The sequence below is a fragment of the Collimonas arenae genome (assembly GCF_001584165.1).
GTDB classification, from domain to species: domain Bacteria; phylum Pseudomonadota; class Gammaproteobacteria; order Burkholderiales; family Burkholderiaceae_D; genus Collimonas; species Collimonas arenae.
Genome location: NZ_CP013233.1, coordinates 612,674 through 632,135 on the forward strand (window position 1 = coordinate 612,674; position 19,462 = coordinate 632,135).

The 19,462-nt window shown below is 58.4% G+C and carries 17 protein-coding genes and 3 pseudogenes; 19 read left to right on the forward strand and 1 reads right to left on the reverse strand.

Annotation, left to right across the window (positions count from 1 at the left end):
• Positions 1 to 54: 54 nt before the first annotated feature.
• From phnA to aspS, 16 genes and pseudogenes are all read left to right on the forward strand, one after another.
• On the forward strand, positions 55 to 1,281 hold the full coding sequence (phnA, locus tag CAter10_RS02905; RefSeq protein ID WP_061532215.1) for a phosphonoacetate hydrolase: 1,227 nt from the start codon (positions 55 to 57) through the stop codon (positions 1,279 to 1,281).
• Between the two features lie 45 nt (positions 1,282 to 1,326).
• A complete protein-coding gene (gene phnY, locus CAter10_RS02910) occupies positions 1,327 to 2,784 on the forward strand; it encodes a phosphonoacetaldehyde dehydrogenase (protein WP_061535145.1) in 1,458 nt (485 codons plus the stop codon).
• A gap of 13 nt (positions 2,785 to 2,797) precedes the next feature.
• A pseudogene (locus CAter10_RS02915) lies at positions 2,798 to 3,348 on the forward strand (phosphonate degradation HD-domain oxygenase).
• A 168-nt stretch (positions 3,349 to 3,516) separates the two neighbouring features.
• A complete protein-coding gene (locus CAter10_RS02920) occupies positions 3,517 to 4,905 on the forward strand; it encodes an FAD-dependent oxidoreductase (RefSeq protein WP_061532216.1) in 1,389 nt (462 codons plus the stop codon).
• A 92-nt stretch (positions 4,906 to 4,997) separates the two neighbouring features.
• Positions 4,998 to 5,732 (forward strand): bifunctional demethylmenaquinone methyltransferase/2-methoxy-6-polyprenyl-1,4-benzoquinol methylase UbiE, encoded by a 735-nt coding sequence (gene ubiE / locus CAter10_RS02925; protein ID WP_061532217.1) that lies wholly within the window; start codon positions 4,998 to 5,000, stop codon positions 5,730 to 5,732.
• An 8-nt stretch (positions 5,733 to 5,740) separates the two neighbouring features.
• A pseudogene (locus tag CAter10_RS02930) lies at positions 5,741 to 6,681 on the forward strand (Tim44 domain-containing protein).
• Between the two features lie 111 nt (positions 6,682 to 6,792).
• Complete coding sequence (locus CAter10_RS02935) at positions 6,793 to 7,383, forward strand: ubiquinone biosynthesis accessory factor UbiJ (RefSeq protein WP_417924706.1); 591 nt, start codon at positions 6,793 to 6,795, stop codon at positions 7,381 to 7,383.
• A pseudogene (ubiB, locus tag CAter10_RS02940) lies at positions 7,380 to 8,955 on the forward strand (ubiquinone biosynthesis regulatory protein kinase UbiB). Before CAter10_RS02935 ends, ubiB begins: the two are co-directional and overlap by 4 nt.
• A gap of 3 nt (positions 8,956 to 8,958) precedes the next feature.
• The gene (locus CAter10_RS02945; RefSeq protein WP_061532218.1) at positions 8,959 to 9,573 is read left to right on the forward strand and encodes a methyltransferase domain-containing protein; all 615 of its coding nucleotides are present in this window, start codon (positions 8,959 to 8,961) and stop codon (positions 9,571 to 9,573) included.
• A gap of 135 nt (positions 9,574 to 9,708) precedes the next feature.
• The gene (locus tag CAter10_RS02950; protein ID WP_061532219.1) at positions 9,709 to 10,794 is read left to right on the forward strand and encodes an ABC transporter ATP-binding protein; all 1,086 of its coding nucleotides are present in this window, start codon (positions 9,709 to 9,711) and stop codon (positions 10,792 to 10,794) included.
• Complete coding sequence (locus tag CAter10_RS02955) at positions 10,787 to 11,698, forward strand: ABC transporter permease (protein WP_061532220.1); 912 nt, start codon at positions 10,787 to 10,789, stop codon at positions 11,696 to 11,698. The genes CAter10_RS02950 and CAter10_RS02955 overlap by 8 nt, the downstream gene beginning before the upstream one ends.
• Positions 11,691 to 12,473 (forward strand): ABC transporter permease, encoded by a 783-nt coding sequence (locus CAter10_RS02960; protein WP_128082970.1) that lies wholly within the window; start codon positions 11,691 to 11,693, stop codon positions 12,471 to 12,473. Before CAter10_RS02955 ends, CAter10_RS02960 begins: the two co-directional genes overlap by 8 nt.
• Positions 12,474 to 12,489: 16 nt before the next feature.
• Positions 12,490 to 13,551 carry an ABC transporter substrate-binding protein gene (locus CAter10_RS02965; RefSeq protein ID WP_061532221.1) on the forward strand — a complete coding sequence of 354 codons (1,062 nt, stop codon included), beginning with the start codon at positions 12,490 to 12,492 and terminating at the stop codon, positions 13,549 to 13,551.
• 151 nt (positions 13,552 to 13,702) lie between these two features.
• Positions 13,703 to 14,053, forward strand: a complete 351-nt coding sequence (locus CAter10_RS02970; RefSeq protein ID WP_061532222.1) for an FmdB family zinc ribbon protein — start codon at positions 13,703 to 13,705, stop codon at positions 14,051 to 14,053.
• Between the two features lie 69 nt (positions 14,054 to 14,122).
• On the forward strand, positions 14,123 to 14,761 hold the full coding sequence (locus tag CAter10_RS02975; RefSeq protein ID WP_061532223.1) for a DUF502 domain-containing protein: 639 nt from the start codon (positions 14,123 to 14,125) through the stop codon (positions 14,759 to 14,761).
• Positions 14,762 to 14,857: 96 nt separating this feature from the next.
• On the forward strand, positions 14,858 to 16,660 hold the full coding sequence (aspS, locus tag CAter10_RS02980) for an aspartate--tRNA ligase (protein WP_061532224.1): 1,803 nt from the start codon (positions 14,858 to 14,860) through the stop codon (positions 16,658 to 16,660).
• Between the two features lie 21 nt (positions 16,661 to 16,681).
• Here the strand turns inward: aspS and CAter10_RS22270 are convergent, their stop codons facing one another.
• Positions 16,682 to 16,864: a hypothetical protein gene (locus CAter10_RS22270; RefSeq protein ID WP_128082971.1), complete on the reverse strand. Its 183-nt coding sequence runs from the start codon at positions 16,862 to 16,864 to the stop codon at positions 16,682 to 16,684.
• Here CAter10_RS22270 and nudB point away from each other — a divergent pair.
• The 3 genes from nudB (at position 16,863) to CAter10_RS02995 (ending at position 19,401) form a co-directional block, all read left to right on the forward strand.
• Entirely contained in the window at positions 16,863 to 17,327 is a 465-nt protein-coding gene (gene nudB / locus CAter10_RS02985) for a dihydroneopterin triphosphate diphosphatase (protein ID WP_061532225.1), read from the forward strand. The genes CAter10_RS22270 and nudB overlap by 2 nt on opposite strands.
• A 12-nt stretch (positions 17,328 to 17,339) precedes the next feature.
• A complete protein-coding gene (locus CAter10_RS02990) occupies positions 17,340 to 18,146 on the forward strand; it encodes an endonuclease/exonuclease/phosphatase family protein (protein ID WP_061532226.1) in 807 nt (268 codons plus the stop codon).
• 91 nt (positions 18,147 to 18,237) lie between these two features.
• The gene (locus CAter10_RS02995) at positions 18,238 to 19,401 is read left to right on the forward strand and encodes a phospholipase D-like domain-containing protein (protein ID WP_061532227.1); all 1,164 of its coding nucleotides are present in this window, start codon (positions 18,238 to 18,240) and stop codon (positions 19,399 to 19,401) included.
• The last annotated feature ends 61 nt before the right edge of the window (positions 19,402 to 19,462 follow it).

Genomic DNA, 19,462 nt, shown 5'->3' on the forward strand with positions numbered 1-19,462 from the left:
TCAGCCGTCCGCGTTAAAGAGAAATTCCAGCAAAATCACAGCGAAAGTTACCTCATGTCCAATACCAAAACCCTCAGTGTCAATGGCCGTAGCTATCAATGGACCAAGCAACCGGTGGTCGTGGTCTGCGTCGACGGCTGCGAACAGGAATACATCAACCAGGCGATCCAGGCTGGCGTTGCGCCGTTCCTGAAAAAGATGGTGGAGCAGGGAACGGTACTCAGCGCAGACTGCGTGGTGCCGAGCTTCACCAATCCCAACAATCTGTCGATCGTGACTGGTGTGCCGCCGTCGGTGCATGGCATTTGTGGCAACTATTTCTACGACCTCGAAACCAAACAAGAAGTCATGATGAACGACGCCAAGTATCTGCGCGCCGGCACCATCCTGGCTGCTTTCGCCGATGCCGGCGCCAAGGTCGCGGTGGTCACCGCCAAGGACAAATTGCGCGGCTTGCTGGGTCATAAAATGCGTGGCATCTGCTTTTCGGCCGAGAAAGCAGATCAGGCCACTGTCGAGCAGAACGGCATCGACAACCTGTTGGAATTGGTCGGCATGCCCCTGCCGTCAGTGTATAGCGCGGATCTGTCCGAGTTCGTGTTTGCCGCCGGCGTCAAATTGCTGGCCAGCCAGCGGCCGGACATCATGTACCTGTCCACCACCGACTATATCCAGCATAAATATGCGCCGGGCACACCAGGAGCGAATGCCTTCTACGCCATGATGGATCACTACCTGACCCAACTCGATACGCTCGGTGCGGTGATCGGCCTGACCGCCGACCACGGCATGAACGCCAAGACCGACAGCGCGGGCAAGCCCAATGTGATTTATCTGCAGGACGTGCTGGATGCCAAGATCGGCGTCGAGAAAACCCGCGTCATCTTGCCGATTACCGATCCATACGTGGTGCACCACGGCGCCCTCGGCTCCTACGCGACCGTGTATCTGGGCGCGTCGCAAAACGCCGCAGAAGTTGCCGAACAAATTCGCACAATCCCGGGTATTGAATTGGTGCTGACACGCGAGCAGGCTGCGCAACGCTTCGAGCTGCCGCCGGATCGCATTGGCGATCTAGTGGTGGTCAGCGAACGTTTGACCGTAATCGGTACTGCCGCCAGTCGGCACGACCTGACCGAACTGAAACTGCCGCTGCGTTCGCATGGCGGCATATCCGAACAACGCGTGCCGCTGATGTTCAACCGCAAGCTGGGCGCAATTCCGACCGATCACCGGCTGCGCAATTTCGATGTGTTCTTCCTGGCTTTGAATAACGCGTAGCAGCTTTCTGATCCTGACACATACCGAACTGGAGACATGATGTCGATGCTGACTGAACTGGGCAAGCTGAAGCAGGGCGAGCCGTTACATCAAAACATGCGTATCGCCGGCAAGCTGGTCGGCAATGAGCGTCGCATAGAAATCCGCCATCCGTTCAATAATGCGCTGATCGGCTCCGTGCCGAAAGCCACGGTCGACGATATCCGTCATGCGTTCCAGATAGCGCGTGCATTCCGCTCGCCACTGACGCGCTACGAACGTTCGCGCATCATGTTGCGCACCGCCGAACTGTTGCGCGCCAACGCCGATGCGATTTCCGATTTGATCACGGCCGAAGCCGGATTGTGCAAGAAAGACACGCTGTATGAAGTCGGCCGCGCCTGCGATGTGTTCGTGTTCGCCGCCAACCAGGCGCTGGTCGACGACGGCCAGGTGTTTTCTTGCGACCTGACGCCGCATGGCAAGCAGCGCAAGGTCTATACGCTGAAGGAGCCGCTGCTCGGTGCCATTTCGGCCATCACGCCATTCAATCATCCGCTCAACCAGGTTGCCCACAAGGTCGCGCCATCAATTGCGACGAATAACCGGATGGTGCTCAAGCCGACGGAAAAGACACCGCTGTCGGCGCTGCTACTGGCCGATATCCTGTACGAAGCCGGCTTGCCGCCGGAAATGTTTTCAGTGGTTACCGGCGATCCTGCCGAAATCGCCGATGAGATGCTGACCAATCCCGATGTCGACCTGGTGACTTTCACCGGCGGCGTGCCGATCGGAAAATACATCGCCGCCAAGGCCGTGTACAAGCGGCAGATCCTGGAGCTGGGCGGTAACGATCCGATCATCGTGATGGAAGATGCAGACCTGGAAGAAGCGGCGACGCTAGCGGTGTCCGGTTCTTACAAGAATTCCGGGCAGCGCTGCACCGCGATCAAACGCATGATCGTGCATCAGACAGTGGCGGACGAGTTCGTCGAACTGCTGCTCAATAAGACCAAGGCGATCAAGTATGGCGATCCGATGGACCCGCACAACGACATGGGCACCGTGATCGACGCCCGTTCCGCCTGCGCGTTCGAGGCTAAGGTGATAGATGCCCAGCAGCGCGGCGCCAAGCTCCTGTATGGCAATCTGCGCGACGGCGCGCTGTATTCGCCAACCGTGCTGGACCACGTGCCGGCCGATTGCCAACTGGTGGCCGAGGAGACTTTCGGCCCGGTGTCGCCGGTGATTCGTTGCAACGACATCGCCGATGCGATCCGCATCTCGAACTCGACTCCCTACGGCTTGTCGTCATCGGTCTGCACCAACCGCCTCGATTACATCACGCGCTTTATCCGCGAGTTGCAGGTCGGTAGCGTCAACGTACGCGAAGTCCCGGGTTATCGTCTGGAACTGACACCGTTCGGCGGCATCAAGGATTCCGGCCTGGGCTACAAGGAAGGTGTGCAGGAAGCGATGAAGAGCTTCTGCAACACCAAAACCTATTCGCTGCCTTGGAACTGATCGGGGATTCAATATGCTGACCATTGCGCAAATTTGCGATTTGTTCGATCAAGGCGGCCATCAGATGTATAGCGGCGAGCCGGTCAATCAGCTGGAGCATGCGCTGCAATCGGCGGCCCTGGCCGAGCAGGCCGGCGCCGCGCCGGAACTGGTGTGCGCGGCGTTGCTGCACGATCTTGGTCACTTGCTCAATCCGCAAGGCGAGACGCCGTCGGCGCGCGGCGTCGACGATACCCATCAGTATTTTGCGATACCGTATCTGCGTGGGCTGTTCAGCGCCGCAGTGCTGGAGCCGATCCGTCTGCACGTCGACGCCAAGCGCTATCTGTGCGCCACCGATACCGCTTATTGGGGGCGCTTGTCCGAGGACTCCAAACGCAGCCTGGAATTGCAGGGTGGCGTGTTTTCCGCTGCCGATGCCGCGGAGTTCATTGCTCGCCCTTACGCCCCGATGCTGTCAGGTTGCGTCTGTGGGACGACCAGGCCAAGGTCGAGGGGATGGCGACACCCGGGTTGCCGCACTTCGCCAAATTGATGTCTGTCTGTTCGTTGGCACTTGTCTAGGTTCTTCTACAATCTCAGTCATTCCCGCGAACGCGGGAATCCATTCTTATCTGTGTCTGCAACTTGGGTTCACGCGTTCGCGGGAACGACGCAGCTGAAAATGAGATAAGGTCTGAGCGCGTTCCAGGCATAGTTTTCCATTTTTTTATTATTTAGGATCGATACCCCATGCGCCCATTCTGGCTGGAAGACGCCCTGTTCGCCGACGGTGAGTTGGCTCCTGCATTGCAAGGCCAGCAGAAGGCCGATGTCGGTATCGTCGGTGGCGGCTTCACCGGCCTGTGGACCGCAATCCAGCTAAAGCAGCAGAACCCGACGCTCGATATCGCCATCATCGAAAGTGATTTGTGCGGCGCCGGCGCCAGCGGGCGTAATGGCGGCTGCCTGCTGACCTGGTCGACCAAATTCTTCACCTTGCGCAGATTATTTGGCGAGGACGAAGCGGTACGCTTGGTGAAAGCCTCGGAAGAGGTAGTCAACCATATTGGCGATTTCTGCCGCGAGCACCGGATCAACGCCGAGTTCCGCCAGGACGGCACCTTGTACACCGCGACTACCAAGGCGCAACTAGGCGTGCTGGATCCGGTGCTGGACGAGTTGAAGCGGCGCGGCATCAGTTCCTATCATGCATTGCCGGACGTTGAAGTACGGCGCCGCTCCGGTTCAATGCGCAATTTGTCTGGCGTGTTTTCGCCGATGGCGGCCACCGTGCATCCCGGCAAGCTGGTGCGCGGATTGCGCCGCGTGGCAATTGAAATGGGTATCCGGATTTACGAACGCACGCCGATGCTGTCGTTTACTCCGGGAACGACGGTCACCCTGCACACGCCGGCCGGCAGTCTGCAAGTTGGCAAGATGGTACTGGCGATCAATGCCTGGATGGCGAGCCGCTTTCCGCAGTTTGAACGCACGCTGGCGGTGGTGTCGAGCGACATGGTGATTACCGAGAAATGCCCGGAATTGTTGCAACAGATTGGCCTTACCGACGGCGTCTCGGTGCTTGATTCACGTACTTTCGTATTTTATTACCGCACCACGGAAGACGGCCGCCTGATGTTGGGCAAGGGCGGCAATACCTTCGCCTGGCGCGGTCGCATCTTGCCCGTATTCGATCAGCGTTCACCCTACGAGCAGCAACTCAAGCAAAGCCTGCACGAATTTTTCCCGGCGCTGGCCGACGTGCCAATCACCGCCAGCTGGAACGGCCCGTCCGACCGCTCGGTGACGGGCTTCCCGTTCTTTGGGCGGCTCAACGACATGCCGAACGTGTTCTATGGCTTCGGCTACTCTGGCAACGGCGTCGGCCCAAGCTACATGGGAGGGCAACTGCTGTCGTCGCTGGTGCTCGGCCTCGACAACGCCTGGAGCCGCAGCCCGCTGGCTGCCGGCCCGCGCGGCCATTTCCCGCCGGAGCCGTTGCGTTACATCGGTTCCCTGGTTGTACGCAATGCGATCCGTCGCAAAGAGTTGGCAGAAGATCAGGATCGCAAACCGTGGATGCTGGACCAGATGCTGAGCAAACTGGCCAATGCCGCCGGCAAGGCCGATAAAGCCTAGTTACCGCTCGTCACGAAAAACACCGTGTAGCTTGTTAAGCAACCCTGTCCCGGACTTGTATAATGCAGGTCTGCCCAACAAGGTTGCCAACAATGACCAACACCACGCATTTCGGTTATAAAACCGTCTCCGAGGACGATAAAGTCCACAAAGTCGCCGAAGTTTTCCACTCGGTTGCCGGCAAATACGATGTCATGAACGATCTGATGTCGGCCGGCCTGCACCGCATCTGGAAGACCTTCACTATTGCCCAAGCGGCAATTCGCCCGGGTTTCAAGGTGCTCGATATTGCAGGCGGCACTGGTGATCTGGCCAAGGCATTCGCCAAGCGCGCCGGCCCCAGCGGCGAAGTCTGGTTGACCGATATCAATGAGTCGATGCTGCGCGTCGGCCGCGACCGTCTCTTGAATAATGGCTTGTCCACCCCCACTTTGTTATGCGATGCGGAGAAACTGCCGTTTCCGGATAACTACTTCGACCGGGTATCGGTCGCGTTCGGCTTGCGCAACATGACTCACAAGGACTTGGCGCTGGCAGAAATGCGCCGCGTGTTGAAGCCGGGCGGCAAGCTGCTGGTGCTGGAATTCTCAAAAGTCTGGGAGCCGCTGAAGAAACCTTACGACGTCTATTCGTTTTCCGTATTGCCATGGCTCGGCAAGAAAATTGCCAATGATTCTGAAAGCTACCGCTACCTGGCGGAGTCGATCCGCATGCATCCAGATCAGGACACCCTGAAGCAGATGATGACCGATGCCGGCCTGGAACGCGTCGAGTATTTCAATTTAACTGCCGGTGTGGCGGCCTTGCATACCGGTATCAAACTGTAGGAGGTTGCATGAAGAGATTTCTGGTGATGCTGCTGATGGTGGCAGCTACCTTGTCGATGGCGATATCCAACGCAGATGCGCGTCGCCTGGGCGGCGGCGGGTCGTTCGGCAAGCAATCGTCCGGCATTTCACGGCAGGCGCCAAGCCAGCCGACGCAAAATTTCGGCAATGCGAATCAAGCCCGTCCGGCAACGCCTGCCGCCACTCCACAGTCGATTCCGCCTAAGCCAGCCAGCCCATGGAAGGGTATTCTGGGTGGCGCCTTGCTGGGTCTTGGCCTGGGCGCATTGATGTCGCACTTCGGCATGGGCGGCGCGTTTGGCTCGTTGCTGATGATGGCTTTGCTGGCCGTTGCGGTCATTTTCGTTGTGCGAATGGTAATGCGCAAGGGCGCGGGTAATACGCCAGCGCCAGCCACATACTCCGGAGCGAGCCCGGCGACTTCAAATTTTGACAGCAACTCCTCGGGCTTCACGCCGGAAATCGGCTCCCGCATCAACGGCGCGTCATCGTTCCAGCCGTCAGCCTTGCAAGGTGAGCAAGCCGCGGCAAGCGGCGGCGCACCGTGGGGTATCCCGGCCGATTTCGACGTGCCTGGCTTCGTACGCAGCGCCAAGACGTACTTCATTCGCCTGCAAGCTGCGTGGGACAAGGCCGACATCAACGATATTCGTGAATTCACGACGCCGGAAATGTTCGGTGAATTGCGTCTGCAATTGCAGGAGCGCGGCGCCTCCCCAAACAATACCGACGTGGTGCAACTGGACGGCGAGTTGATGGGCATCGAAACCATCGCAGCGATTATCTGGCCAGTGTCAAATTCACCGGGCTGATCAAGGAAGTGCCAGAAGCCTCGGCTGAACCATTCACCGAAGTCTGGAACTTGTCCAAACCCATGTCGGGACAAGGCGGCTGGGTGTTGGCTGGTATTCAGCAAGTCGCAGCGTAATAGGGTTCAGCGGGCCGAGAGTAGCAGGGAGTATAAATAGGCTCTCAGCCTGACAAACTGATAAACTTGGACCGCCCGTGAATAATCACGGGCGGTTTTGTTTTGTAAATCTTGGATGATGACTCCTCCCTGAATTTCACGCCGATCACGGCATCCATCAATCACTTATTGGCGCAAGAGCCATGGGCGCAGCGCATGCTGGCCGCGCACGCCGGCAAGGTCGCCTGTATCGATGGCGCGGCCGTCAAGCTGACCTGGCAAGTCAGCCAGGATGGTTTCCTGCAAGCGCCGCCGTCAGACACGGCGGTGAACGTGACGATCCGCTTCAAGCTTTCCGACCTGCCGCTGATTGCGCAGAATCGCGAGCGTGCCTTTTCCTATGTGAAGATTGACGGCGACGCTGATTTCGCCAACACGATTTCGCAAGTCAGCCAGGATTTGCGCTGGGACGCCGAACACGATCTAAGCAAGCTGGTCGGCGATATCGCCGCGGTACGCATCGTCGCCGGCGGCAACGCACTGGTGGCCGGCGTCCAGGCCACGCATAAAAAATTGACGGAAAACCTGGCCGAATATTTCCTGGAGGAGCAACCGATGCTGGTGCGTCCGCAGGCGGTAAGCGATTTTACGAACGATGTCACCAAGCTGCGCGACGATCTGGAACGGCTCGCCAAGCGCATCAATAAACTAAAGAATCCATGATCCTGAAATTCCTGCGTCTGTTTAAAATCGTTCGGGTGGCTGTGCGTTACGGCCTGGACGACATCGCCATGTCGGGCTTCGATACGCCGCGTATTTCCAAATTGATCGACACCCTGATTTTCTGGCGCGACATTTCGGCGCCGCGTGGCGAACGTCTGCGCATGGCGTTGGAAGAGTTGGGGCCAATCTTCGTCAAGTTCGGCCAGGTACTGTCGACCCGCCGCGACCTGCTGCCGGAAGACATGGTGGACGAACTGGCGCGCCTGCAGGACCGGGTGCCGCCATTCAGTACTGAACTGGCGATTGCGCAGATCGAAAAATCGCTGAAAGGCCACCCGATGAATTGTTCGCCAGTTTCGACCGAGTGCCGGTAGCGTCGGCCTCGATCGCCCAGGTGCACTTTGCGACGCTCAAGGATGGCAAGGAAGTGGCGGTCAAGGTGCTGCGTCCCGGCATGAAAAAATCGATCGATGAAGACGTCGCTTTGATGCACATCGCCGCCGGCCTGGTCGAGAAACTGTGGGCCGACGGCCGCCGCCTGAAGGCGCGCGAAGTGGTCGGCGAGTTCGATAAATACCTGCACGACGAGCTGGATCTGATGCGCGAGGCCGCCAACGGCAGCCAGCTGCGCCGCAATTTCGCCGACTCCCATTTGCTGGTCGTACCCGAGATGTATTGGGATTACTGTTCACCCTCGGTGATCGTGATGGAGCGCATGCACGGCATCCCGATTTCGCAACTGGATCGTTTGCGCGAGGCCGGCGTCGATCTGAGCAAGCTATCGCGCGATGGCGTCGAGATTTTTTCACACAGGTTTTCCGCGACGGATTTTTCCATGCCGACATGCATCCGGGGAACATCCTGGTGTCGGTGGCACCGGCCACTTTCGGCCGCTATATCGCACTCGATTTTGGTATCGTCGGCACGCTCAACGATTTCGATAAAGACTACTTGTCGCAGAATTTCCTGGCGTTCTTCCAGCGTGATTACAAGCGTGTAGCCGAGGCGCATATTGAGTCCGGCTGGGCGCCCAAGGAAACCCGGGTGGACGAACTGGAATCCGCCGTGCGCGCCTGCTGCGAACCGATCTTCGACCGGCCGTTGAAAGATATCTCCTTCGGTCAGGTGTTGCTGCGCCTGTTCCAGACCTCGCGTCGTTTCAATGTCGAAGTGCAGCCGCAACTGGTGCTGCTGCAAAAGACCTTGCTCAACGTCGAAGGCTTGGGGCGTCAGCTGGACCCTGAGCTCGATCTGTGGAAAACCGCCAAACCATATCTGGAGCGCTGGATGAGCGAGCAGTTAGGCTGGCGCGGGCTGATCCAGCAACTGAAAATCGAGATGCCGCGCTACAGCAAGCTGTTGCCGCAGTTGCCGCGCCTGGCGCATCAGGCATTGACCCAAGCGGTGGAGCCGAAGACCGAGGAAAGCAATGCATTGATGTGGCAGTTGATTGCAGAGCAGCGCCAGACCAATCGTTTCCTCGGCATGCTGGTGTATGTCGGCGGCGGCCTGGCAGCAGGCGTGTTGTTGACGCTGTTGTATTTGCGCTTCGCCCACATGATCTGGTGGTGAGCGATGGCGAAGCCTGACCGCATTCCCAAGTTTGCCAGCCGCGATCCGTCACAGCCGGATTTCTGGAGCGAGCGCTTCGAGCAGGATTTCATGCCCTGGGACAGCGGCGGCGTGCCGCAGGCGTTGCAGCAATACCTGGCGCGCAGTGCACCGGTACCGACCCTGATCCCTGGCTGCGGCAGCGGCTACGAAGTCGCCTGCCTGTCGGCGGCTGGCTGGGATGTCGCCGCGATCGATTTTTCTGAGGCAGCGGTCAGCGCCGCGCGCAAGGTGCTGGGGCCATGGTCCGGGCGCGTGTTACAAGCCGATTTCTTTACTTATCAACCACCGCAGCCGCTCGGCCTGATCTACGAGCGCGCCTTCCTGTGCGCCTTGCCGCCGGCCAGGCGTGCCGAGATCGCCAGCCGTTGGGCTGAACTGCTGCCGCCCGGCGCCGCCCTGGCCGGCTTCTTCTTTTTCGACGATGCGCCCAAGGGTCCGCCGTTCGGCATCAGCCGGCCGGAACTGGAACGTTTATTGCATGCCGATTTCGAGCTGGTCGACGAGCGGGAGGTCAGCGATTCGATCCCCGTGTTCGCCGGAAAAGAGCGTTGGCTAGAATGGCGCCGACGCCCTTAGGGCGCGGCTGACGGGCTCTTTTGGCTGAAAGCTGGCCGGTGTATGTTCAACGGCACATACACCGGCTTTTTTCACATATTTTGCAGGCACCTTGCTACAATTGGCGGTTTTTCGCCCCACTGGACCTGAAGGCTTATGGCGCTGCTAGAAATCCGTAATGTCAGTCGTCGCTTTGGCGACTTTGCCGCTGTCGACAACATCAGCTTGTCGATTGAAGCCGGCGAATTCTTTACTTTGCTGGGCCCGTCCGGCTGCGGCAAGACTACCTTGTTGCGCATGATTGCCGGCTTTGACCTGCCGGATTCCGGCCAGATCCTGCTGGACGGCGTCGACCTGGTCGGCAGCCCGCCGGAGAAACGCCCGGTCTGTACCGTCTTCCAGAACTACGCGCTGTTTCCGCACATGACGGTCGGCGCCAATATCGCTTTCCCGCTGAAAATGGCCAAGGTGTCGCCGGAGCAGATCCGTGCCCGGGTTGATGAAGCATTGGAAGACGTGCGCCTGACCGGCTTTGCGACGCGCTTCCCGCACGAGTTGTCAGGCGGGCAACGCCAACGTGTGGCGGTGGCGCGGGCGCTGGTGTCGCGTCCCAAGCTGTTGCTGCTGGACGAGCCGCTGTCGGCGCTGGACGCCAAGCTGCGCGAGCAGATGCAGATCGAACTGATTAATCTGCAAAAGGAAGTCGATATCACCTTCGTCTACGTCACCCACGATCAGGGTGAAGCGCTGGCGCTGTCGCACCGGATCGCCGTCATGAATCGTGGCAATGTCGAACAGTTGGACGAGCCATCGCGTATCTACAGTTATCCGCGCACCCGTTTCGTCGCCGATTTCATCGGTACCTGCAACCTGTTCGATGGCGCGATTGCCAGCATCGATGGTGCTTCGATGCAGCTCGACGTGCCGGGCCTGGGTTTGGTCAAGAGCGCATTGCCGACCGATGCCGCGGCAGGCCGCAAGGGCACGCTGGCGCTGCGTCCCGAGAAAATCCATATCAGCGCCGAGATCGGCGCCGATACCGCCGAGAATCACTTCAAGGGTTTCGTCAAGGAGCTGCTGTACCTGGGCGACGTCACCGTCTATATCGTGCAGACTGAAGGCGGCGCCAAAATTGAAGCATTGCTGGCCAATTCGGCGGCAGGTCGCGCCAAGTTCTTTGAAGTAGGCGATACGGTCGATGTCGCCTGGCAATTCGACGCGGGGCATTTCCTGTATGAGTAAGCCGGGCAAATCCACTGCCGCCTCGCGCGGCCGCCTGGCGCGCTGGCTGATCAGCGGCCCGCCGCTGGTTTACCTGTTGTTGTTCTTCGCCATCCCGAGCCTGATCATGGTGTTCGCCTCGGTGCGCTACGCCGGCGATTACGGCGGCCTGGCGCCGATCTTCGACGAAGCCGGCAAGCTGGACCTGACGCTGGAAAGCTACCAGCGCTTCGCCTCCGATTTCATCTACACCGCGATCTTCCTGAAATCGCTGATGTATGCGCTGATCACCACTGTGTGCTGCCTGCTGATGGCGTATCCGTTGGCCTTGCTGATTGCACGCAGCCCGAAGAAATACCGCGATTTGCTGATCTTGCTGGTGATTCTGCCGTTCTGGAGCAACTTCCTGATCCGCGTGTACGCCTGGATGATCATCCTTGGTCCGCAGTCAGGCCTCACGCAAGCCGTCAATTACATACTTGGCCTGGCCGGAATCGAGCCGGTGCGCCTGCTGTTCACGGCGTTTTCGGTGATCGTCGGCCTGGTCTACGTGCATCTCCCATTCATGGTGCTGCCGCTCTACGCCAACCTGGAAAAGCATGATCCGGCACTGGTCGATGCGGCGCAGGATCTTGGCGCTTCGGCATGGCAGCGTTTCTGGCGCATCACGTTTCCGTTGTCGTTGCCCGGCGTCTATGCCGGCGCAGCGCTGGTGTTCATCCCCGCATTGGGCATCTTTGCGGTGTCCGATATCCTGGGTGGTACCGGTAGCGACATGATCGGTAACGTCATCAAGCAACAATTTCTGGAAACCCGCGATTGGCCTTTCGGTAGTGTGCTGTCGATCGTGCTGACGGTAGCGGCGCTGCTTGCTGCCGGACTTGCTGTGCTGGTGGCAAAGCCAAGGAGGGGAGCGCATGGCTAAGGTAATCAGACGTCCTCTCGGACTATGGCTCGTGGCGCTGGCCGTATATGCATTCCTGTATGTGCCGCTGATCATCGTGGTGGTGTATTCATTCAACGACTCGCAGCTCAATGCCGAGTGGGTTGGCTTTACGCTCGACTGGTATCGCAAGCTGTTCCACAACGACGAGATGTTGCGCGCCGCCGGCAATTCGCTGATCATCGCACTGGTCGCCAGCGCGGCTGCCACCACGCTGGGCACCATGGCTGGCTTTGCGATGCATCGCTACAAGCTCAAGCTGCTGCCGCTGCTGGTGCTGACGCCGATTGCGATTCCGGAAATCCTGGTTGGCGTGTCGCTGCTGATCTTCTTCGTGATGCTTAACATCACCTTGGGCCTGGTCTCGATCGCCTTGGCGCACATCGCGTTTTGCATCGGTTTTGTAGCGATCGTGGTGCGCTCGCGCCTCTCCGGCATGGACGAAAGCTTGACCGAAGCGGCGCGCGATTGCGGCGCCACGCCATGGCAGGCATTCCGCCTGGTGACGCTGCCGCTGATCATGCCGGGCGTGGTGGCAGGCGCATTGATGGCGTTCACCTTGTCGATCGATGACTTTGTGATCACCTTCTTTACCGCCGGCGCCAATGCATCCACCTTGCCGCTGCAGATTTATTCGATGATCAAGATTGCCGTCACACCGGAAGTGAATGCCGTGTCGACCTTGTTGATGGGGCTGACCCTGGTGCTTATAATCATTGCGTCCAAGCTGGCGCCTAATGCCATTCGTTCCTCCTAATTCAAATAGGATTTTCATGAAAAAACTGCTTGCCATCGCGACACTGCTATTCGCCAGCTTCACTGCACACGCCGCCGACGAACTGCACTTGTACAATTGGAACAACTACATAGCGCCGGAAACCGTGCAGCGCTTTGAGACGTTCTGCAAATGCAAGGTAGTGCAGACTTATTATGGCGACAACGAGGAAATGCTGGCCAAGCTGGCGGCGGGCGCCAAAGGCTACGACATCATCATCCCGACCGGTAACGCCCTCGATGCATTGATCAAGCAGCAAGCCTTGCTGCCGCTCGACAAGGCGCAGCTGCCGAATCTGAAGAACATCAATCCGGCCTACCTGAATACCGACTTCGACAAGGGCAACAAGTATTCCGTGCCTTACGCCTACACCGTGACGCTGCTCGGCTATAACGACCAGAAGATGAAGGAGCTGGGCATTCCGGTGGATAGTTGGGCGGCGATCTTCGATCCGAAGATCCTGGCCAAGATCAAGGGTAAGGTCACCGTGCTGGATTCGGCCAACGAACTGATGGCCGCCGCGCTCAAGTATCTTGGCTATTCCGCCAACGATACCGACGAACAGCACTGGCAGCAGGCCAAGGACGTGATCCTCAAGGCCAAGCCGTACTGGGCAGCGTTCAATGGCAGCAGCTACATCAAGGAATTGACGGTCGGTAATATCTGGCTGGTGCATGGTTATTCGAATGATATTTTCCAGGCCGATGTCGATGCGCAAAAGGCTGGCCGTAAATTCCGCATTCGCCACGCATTGCCGAAAGAGGGCGCAGTGCTGGCGCTCGACAGCATGGTGATCCATAAGGCGGCGCCGCGTCCCGACCTGGCGCTGAAGTTCATCAATTTCATGCTGGATGGCAAGAATGCTGCGGAACTGAGCAACCTGATCGGCTCCGGTAATCCGAATGCCGATGCCGCCAAATACATCAAGCCGGAAATCGCCAACAACCCCGCGATTTTCCCGGACAAGGCGGGCTTCGCCAAACTGGAGATGCTGAAGGACCTGAACGGCAAGCAACGCCGCGCCATTAACCGCATCTGGACCGAAATCCGCGCACGTTGATCGCATGAGGTGGCTGTTTTTTTTTGATGCCATACTGATAATGTCGGCGCCGATTCATGGCGCCGTCGCCACAAGCTGCCGCCGAAGCCCGTATATACTGTAAAAAACCTTTATAATTCAGGGTTTTGTAAGATATTTGCGGAGTTTCACCATGCCGATTTATGCGTATCGCTGCGAAGCCTGTGGTTTTGCCAAAGATGTGCTGCAAAAGATGTCCGACGAGCCGCTGACGGTTTGCCCGTCCTGCAGCAAAGCCGCGTTCAAGAAGCAAGTGACTGCAGCTGGTTTCCAGCTGAAGGGCACGGGCTGGTATGTCACCGATTTTCGTGGCGGCGCAGGAGCGACAGTGCCGCCGGCAACGGCCGCCGAACCGACCCCGAGCAGCAGCGCAACGTCAGCAGCACCGTCTGCACCCGTTGCATCGACGCCAGCCGCAGCGCCAGCGGCCAGTACAGCGGCGCCGGCAGCGACCAGCGGCACACCAGCTGCATCGGCAACGTAATGTCATTCATGTAGTTCCTGCAAGTTGAACCAGGCGGCATGCCAGACGTGTCGCCCGACAAAGAAAGCCATGCGTAAATACTTCATCACCGGTCTGCTGGTCCTTGTGCCCCTCGCAATTACGCTATGGGTGCTGAACCTGATCATTGGCACGATGGACCAGTCGCTGCTCCTGTTGCCGGAACAATGGCGGCCGAAGGCTTTGCTTGGGCATGACATTCCCGGCCTGGGCACGATCCTGACCCTGCTGGTGATTTTCCTGACTGGCCTGGCGACACGTAATTTCATCGGCCGCCAGATCGTCGCGCTGTGGGAAGCGGTACTGACCCGGATTCCGGTCGTCAGTTCAATTTATTCCAGCGTCAAGCAAGTGTCGGATACCTTGTTTTCGTCGTCCGGTAACGCCTTCCGCAAGGCTTTGCTGGTGCAGTATCCGCGCGAAGGTTCGTGGACCATCGCCTTCCTCACCGGCGTGCCCGGTGGCGACGTCAAGAATCACCTGGACGGCGATTACGTCAGCGTCTACGTGCCGACCACGCCGAATCCGACCTCCGGGTTCTTCCTGATGCTGCCGCGCGCCGATACCATTGAACTCGACATGAGCGTTGATGAAGCATTGAAGTACATTGTGTCGATGGGTGTCGTGGCGCCAGAGCAGCAGTCTGGCAGAAAACTGGTCATCGACACCCCGCTGGGAAGCGGCGAATAAGAAACAGGCGGCAATAGCGCGCAAGCCCACGCCGGTAAAGCGACAACAAGCATCAACATTTAACATCTACAACATCTGAACTGCGAAAAACTGAATATGTCCATGCGAACCCAATACTGCGGCCTCACCACTGAGGCACTTCTCGGCCAAACCGTTAGCCTGTGCGGCTGGGTGCATCGTCGTCGCGATCATGGCGGCGTCATTTTCATCGACTTGCGCGACCGCGAAGGCCTGGTGCAGGTGGTGTGCGATCCGGATCGCGCCGAAGTATTCAAGAATGCCGAAGCGGTGCGCAACGAATTCTGCCTGCGCATCACCGGCGTAGTGCGCCTGCGTCCTGATGGTACCGGCAACGCCAATCTGAAATCCGGCAAGATCGAAGTATTGGCGCATGACCTGGAAGTGTTGAACCCATCGGTCACCCCACCGTTCCAACTGGATGACGACAACCTGTCGGAAACGACCCGCCTGACACATCGCGTACTGGACCTGCGTCGTCCACAGATGCAAAGCAACCTGCGCCTGCGTTACAAGGTGACGATGGAAGTGCGTAAATTCCTGGACGCCAACGGCTTCATCGATATCGAAACACCGATGCTGACCAAGTCGACGCCGGAAGGCGCACGCGACTATCTGGTGCCGTCGCGCGTCAACGCCGGTCAGTTCTTCGCATTGCCGCAATCGCCACAGCTGTTCAAACAGTTGCTGATGGTGGCCAACTTCGATCGCTATTACCAGATCGTCAAATGCTTCCGCGACGAAGATTTGCGTGCTGACCGCCAGCCGGAATTCACCCAGATCGATTGCGAAACCTCGTTCATGTCGGAACAGGAAATCCGCGACATGTTTGAAGGGATGATCCGCCTGGTATTCAAGAATGCGCTGGATATCGATCTGCCTAACCCGTTCCCGGTCATGGACTTCGCCACTGCGATGGCCAAGTACGGTTCGGACAAACCAGACATGCGCGTCAAGCTCGAATTCACCGATCTGACTGCGGTCATGAAAGACGTCGACTTCAAGGTCTTCGCCGGTGCCGCCAACATGGACAACGGCCGCGTGGTCGGTCTACGCGTACCTGGCGGCGCCGCCATGCCGCGTTCCGAAATCGACGCCTACACCCAATTCGTCGCCATCTACGGTGCCAAGGGCCTGGCGTACATCAAGATCAATGAAAAGGCCAAGGGTCGCGACGGCCTGCAATCGCCGATCGTCAAGAACCTGCACGACGCAGCGCTGGCGCAGATCATTGAACAGACCGGTGCAGAAGACGGCGACCTGATTTTCTTTGGTGCTGACAAGGCCAAGGTCGTCAACGACGCGATCGGCGCGTTGCGCGTGAAGATCGGTCACAGCGAATTCGGCAAGAAGGTTGGCCTGTTCGACGACACATGGCGTCCGCTGTGGGTGGTCGATTTCCCGATGTTCGAATATGACGAAGACAGCGACCGCTGGAACGCCTTGCATCATCCGTTCACTTCGCCGAAAGACGGCCACGAAGACTTCATCGAAACCGATCCGGGCAAGGCAATCGCCAAGGCCTATGACATGGTGCTGAACGGCTGGGAACTGGGCGGCGGTTCGATCCGTATTCACCGTGCTGATGTGCAGAGCAAGGTGTTCCGTGCATTGAAGATCGATGCCGAAGAAGCACAGCTGAAGTTCGGCTTCCTGCTCGATGCCCTGCAATACGGCGCACCTCCGCATGGCGGCCTGGCATTCGGCCTGGATCGTATCGTCACGATGATGTGCGGCGCAGAATCGATTCGCGACGTGATCGCCTTCCCGAAGACCCAGCGCGCGCAATGTCTGCTGACGCAAGCGCCTTCGGCTGTCGACGAAAAGCAATTGAAGGAACTGCATATCCGCTTGCGTCTGCCGGAAGCGAAAGTGGTCTGATTTCGCATAAAAAAGAAGCAATTAAAAAGCGCGGTTTTCCGCGCTTTTTTTATGGATATTCAAAACAGGTTTATAGTGATGTTTTCTGAAATGGGGCAGGGTGGGCAGGTTTTTTTCCGCGCGGAAGCTGACGATTAATGCTGTTTTCCGGCAACCTGCAGGCACGATATGCCCTCCCCACGCGCAATGATAAAAGATACGCATGTATAAAATTCCTGAATCGGTTTTGGTTGTCATTTATACGGAAGATATGCAGGTCCTGATGATGGAGCGGGCCGATAAGGCGGACTACTGGCAATCGGTGACCGGCTCCAAGGATTTCCCTGACGAAGCGCTGCAAGTCACGGCGATGCGTGAAGTTCAGGAAGAAACCGGGATCGTGGTCGCCGACCAGCCCGGCGCTGTGCCACTGTCGCACCTGAGCGACTGGCGTGTCGCCAACGTGTACGAGATTTACCCGGTTTGGCGTCATCGCTATGCGCCGGGCGTGACAAAAAATACCGAGCATGTGTTCGGCCTGCTGGTGCCGAATGCAATTTCGGTCACGCTGGCGCCACGCGAGCATGTGCAATATCGCTGGCTGCCGTATCGCGAGGCGGCTGATTTATGTTTTTCGCCGTCGAATGCGGAAGCCATCCTGCAGTTGCCACACCATCTTGCCGGGTAGCCGGATCAATCTATGAAACTGCGCATCGCCACCTACAACATTCACAAGGGCGTTTCATCGCTGGGCAATCGGCCTCGCGTGCATGCGTTGAAACAGGCATTGACACAAATGGAAGCGGACGTCTTCTTCCTGCAGGAAGTGCAAGGCCGGCACGACCTGCTGGCCGCGCGCCATGCAGCGCACTGGCCGGATCAGCCGCAGCACGATTTCCTCGCGGGCGATTCGCATCATGCGGCCTATGGCATGAATGCGGTGTATGACCACGGCCATCACGGCAACGCGTTGCTGAGCCGCTTCGAAATCGCCTCGCAAAGCAACCAGGATGTTTCGGACCATGCCTATGAGGCACGCGGTATTCTGCATTGCGTGCTGAAAACCGGCAGCGCCGATATTCATTGCTATGTGGTGCACCTGGGCCTGTTTGGTGGTGGCCGGCGGCGTCAGACAGCAGCCTTGATCGAGGCAGTGCGCAGCTCTTCGCCACCGGATGCGCCGCTGATCATCGCCGGTGATTTCAACGATTGGGGCAATCGCCTGAGCGACCTGTTACGCATGCGTCTCAACGTCGCTGAAATATTCGACGAGCGCATAGCCGCAACCGGTGTCATGCGTGGCGTCGGTTCCTACTTGCAGCAACTGATGGGGCGCACGCCCAAGCTGAAGCCCGCTCGCACTTTTCCTGCCGCGTTTCCGTGGCTGCGTCTCGACCGCATTTATTTGCGCGGCTTTACGGTAGAATCCGCTGAAGTCCTGCACGGTGCGGAGTGGGCGAAATTGTCGGATCACGCACCGATCGTGGCAACGCTGAAATTATTGTAGCGATCCGTTTTCGTTTGATGGATCGCCGCATGGATCACTTGACGAAAACTGACCAGATGCCGCTTAGTCTCAATCCCCTCAGTCTCTTTCCATGCGCCCGGTAAGTTTCAGCGCAAGCAATCACATCACGCTGTTGCATAGCGGCGCAGCGTTCTTTCCGGCGCTGATTGCTGCCATTGATGCCGCTCGCTTTGAGATCTACCTGGAAACGTATATCTTCGCCGCCGATGAGACGGCAGCGCAGGTGCAACTGGCGCTTGAGCGCGCCGCGCAGCGCGGCGTCAAGGTCCGGGTCATTACGGACTGGTTAGGCACCGGACGTCAGCGTTCGCTCACCTTAAGTCAGGAATTCCAGGCCGCTGCGGTCATGCATCGCGCCTTCAATCCATGGTTCCGCCGCGGCGTGGCGCGCATGCATCGCAAGATGTGCGTGGTGGATCGCCAGACCGGCTTCGTCGGCGGCTTGAATATCATCGACGACATGGTGTCCGACGATGACCGGCGATTGCCGTTGCCGGCGCCGCGTTGGGATTTTGCGATAAGCATCGGCGGTCCGCTGGTGACGGTCATTCATGTCGAGCTGGAGGCGCAATGGCTGCGTATCGGTGAGATGAAACTGCTGGAACGCTTTCAGCAATTCAAGCGCAGCCGTATCAGCACGGCCGGTGCGACGCAGGGCGCTGCGCTGGCCGGGCTGGTGCTGCGCGATAACCTGCGCAATCGCCGCACCATCCAGCGCGCGTACTTGCAGGCGCTTGGCCGCGCCAGGCAGAGCGCACTGCTGACCAGTCCTTATTTCGCGCCTGGTCGCAAGTTGCGGCGCGCTTTGGAAATGGCTGCCAAGCGTGGCGTCGAAGTGACCTTGTTGCTTGGTGTTGGGCATTATCGCCTGCAGGATGCAGTAAGCCATTCTTATTATCCCAAGCTGTTGAAGGCCGGAGTCAGGATTGTTGAATACCGGAAGACAGCGTTGCACGCGAAGGTAGCGGTCGTAGACGACAACTGGGCAACAGTAGGGTCCAGCAATTTCGACGGCCTGAGCCTGCTGGTGAATCAAGAGGCGAACGTGGTGATCAACGACGCCGAATTTTCACGCACCTTGCGGCGGCAGATAGAGGAAGGTATCGCCGACGGGGTGGAAGTGGAGGCCAAGGCCTTTGCCAATCTTTCCTGGTTTTCACGCGCGCGTTACGGCACGGCTTTCTTTTTGTACCGGATGTTGATGCGGATCATCGCCATCGATTATCGCGAATAAATACGGATTGACGCAGGCACATGTCGTTACCGGATACTGCACCAACGGCGCAACATCCGGT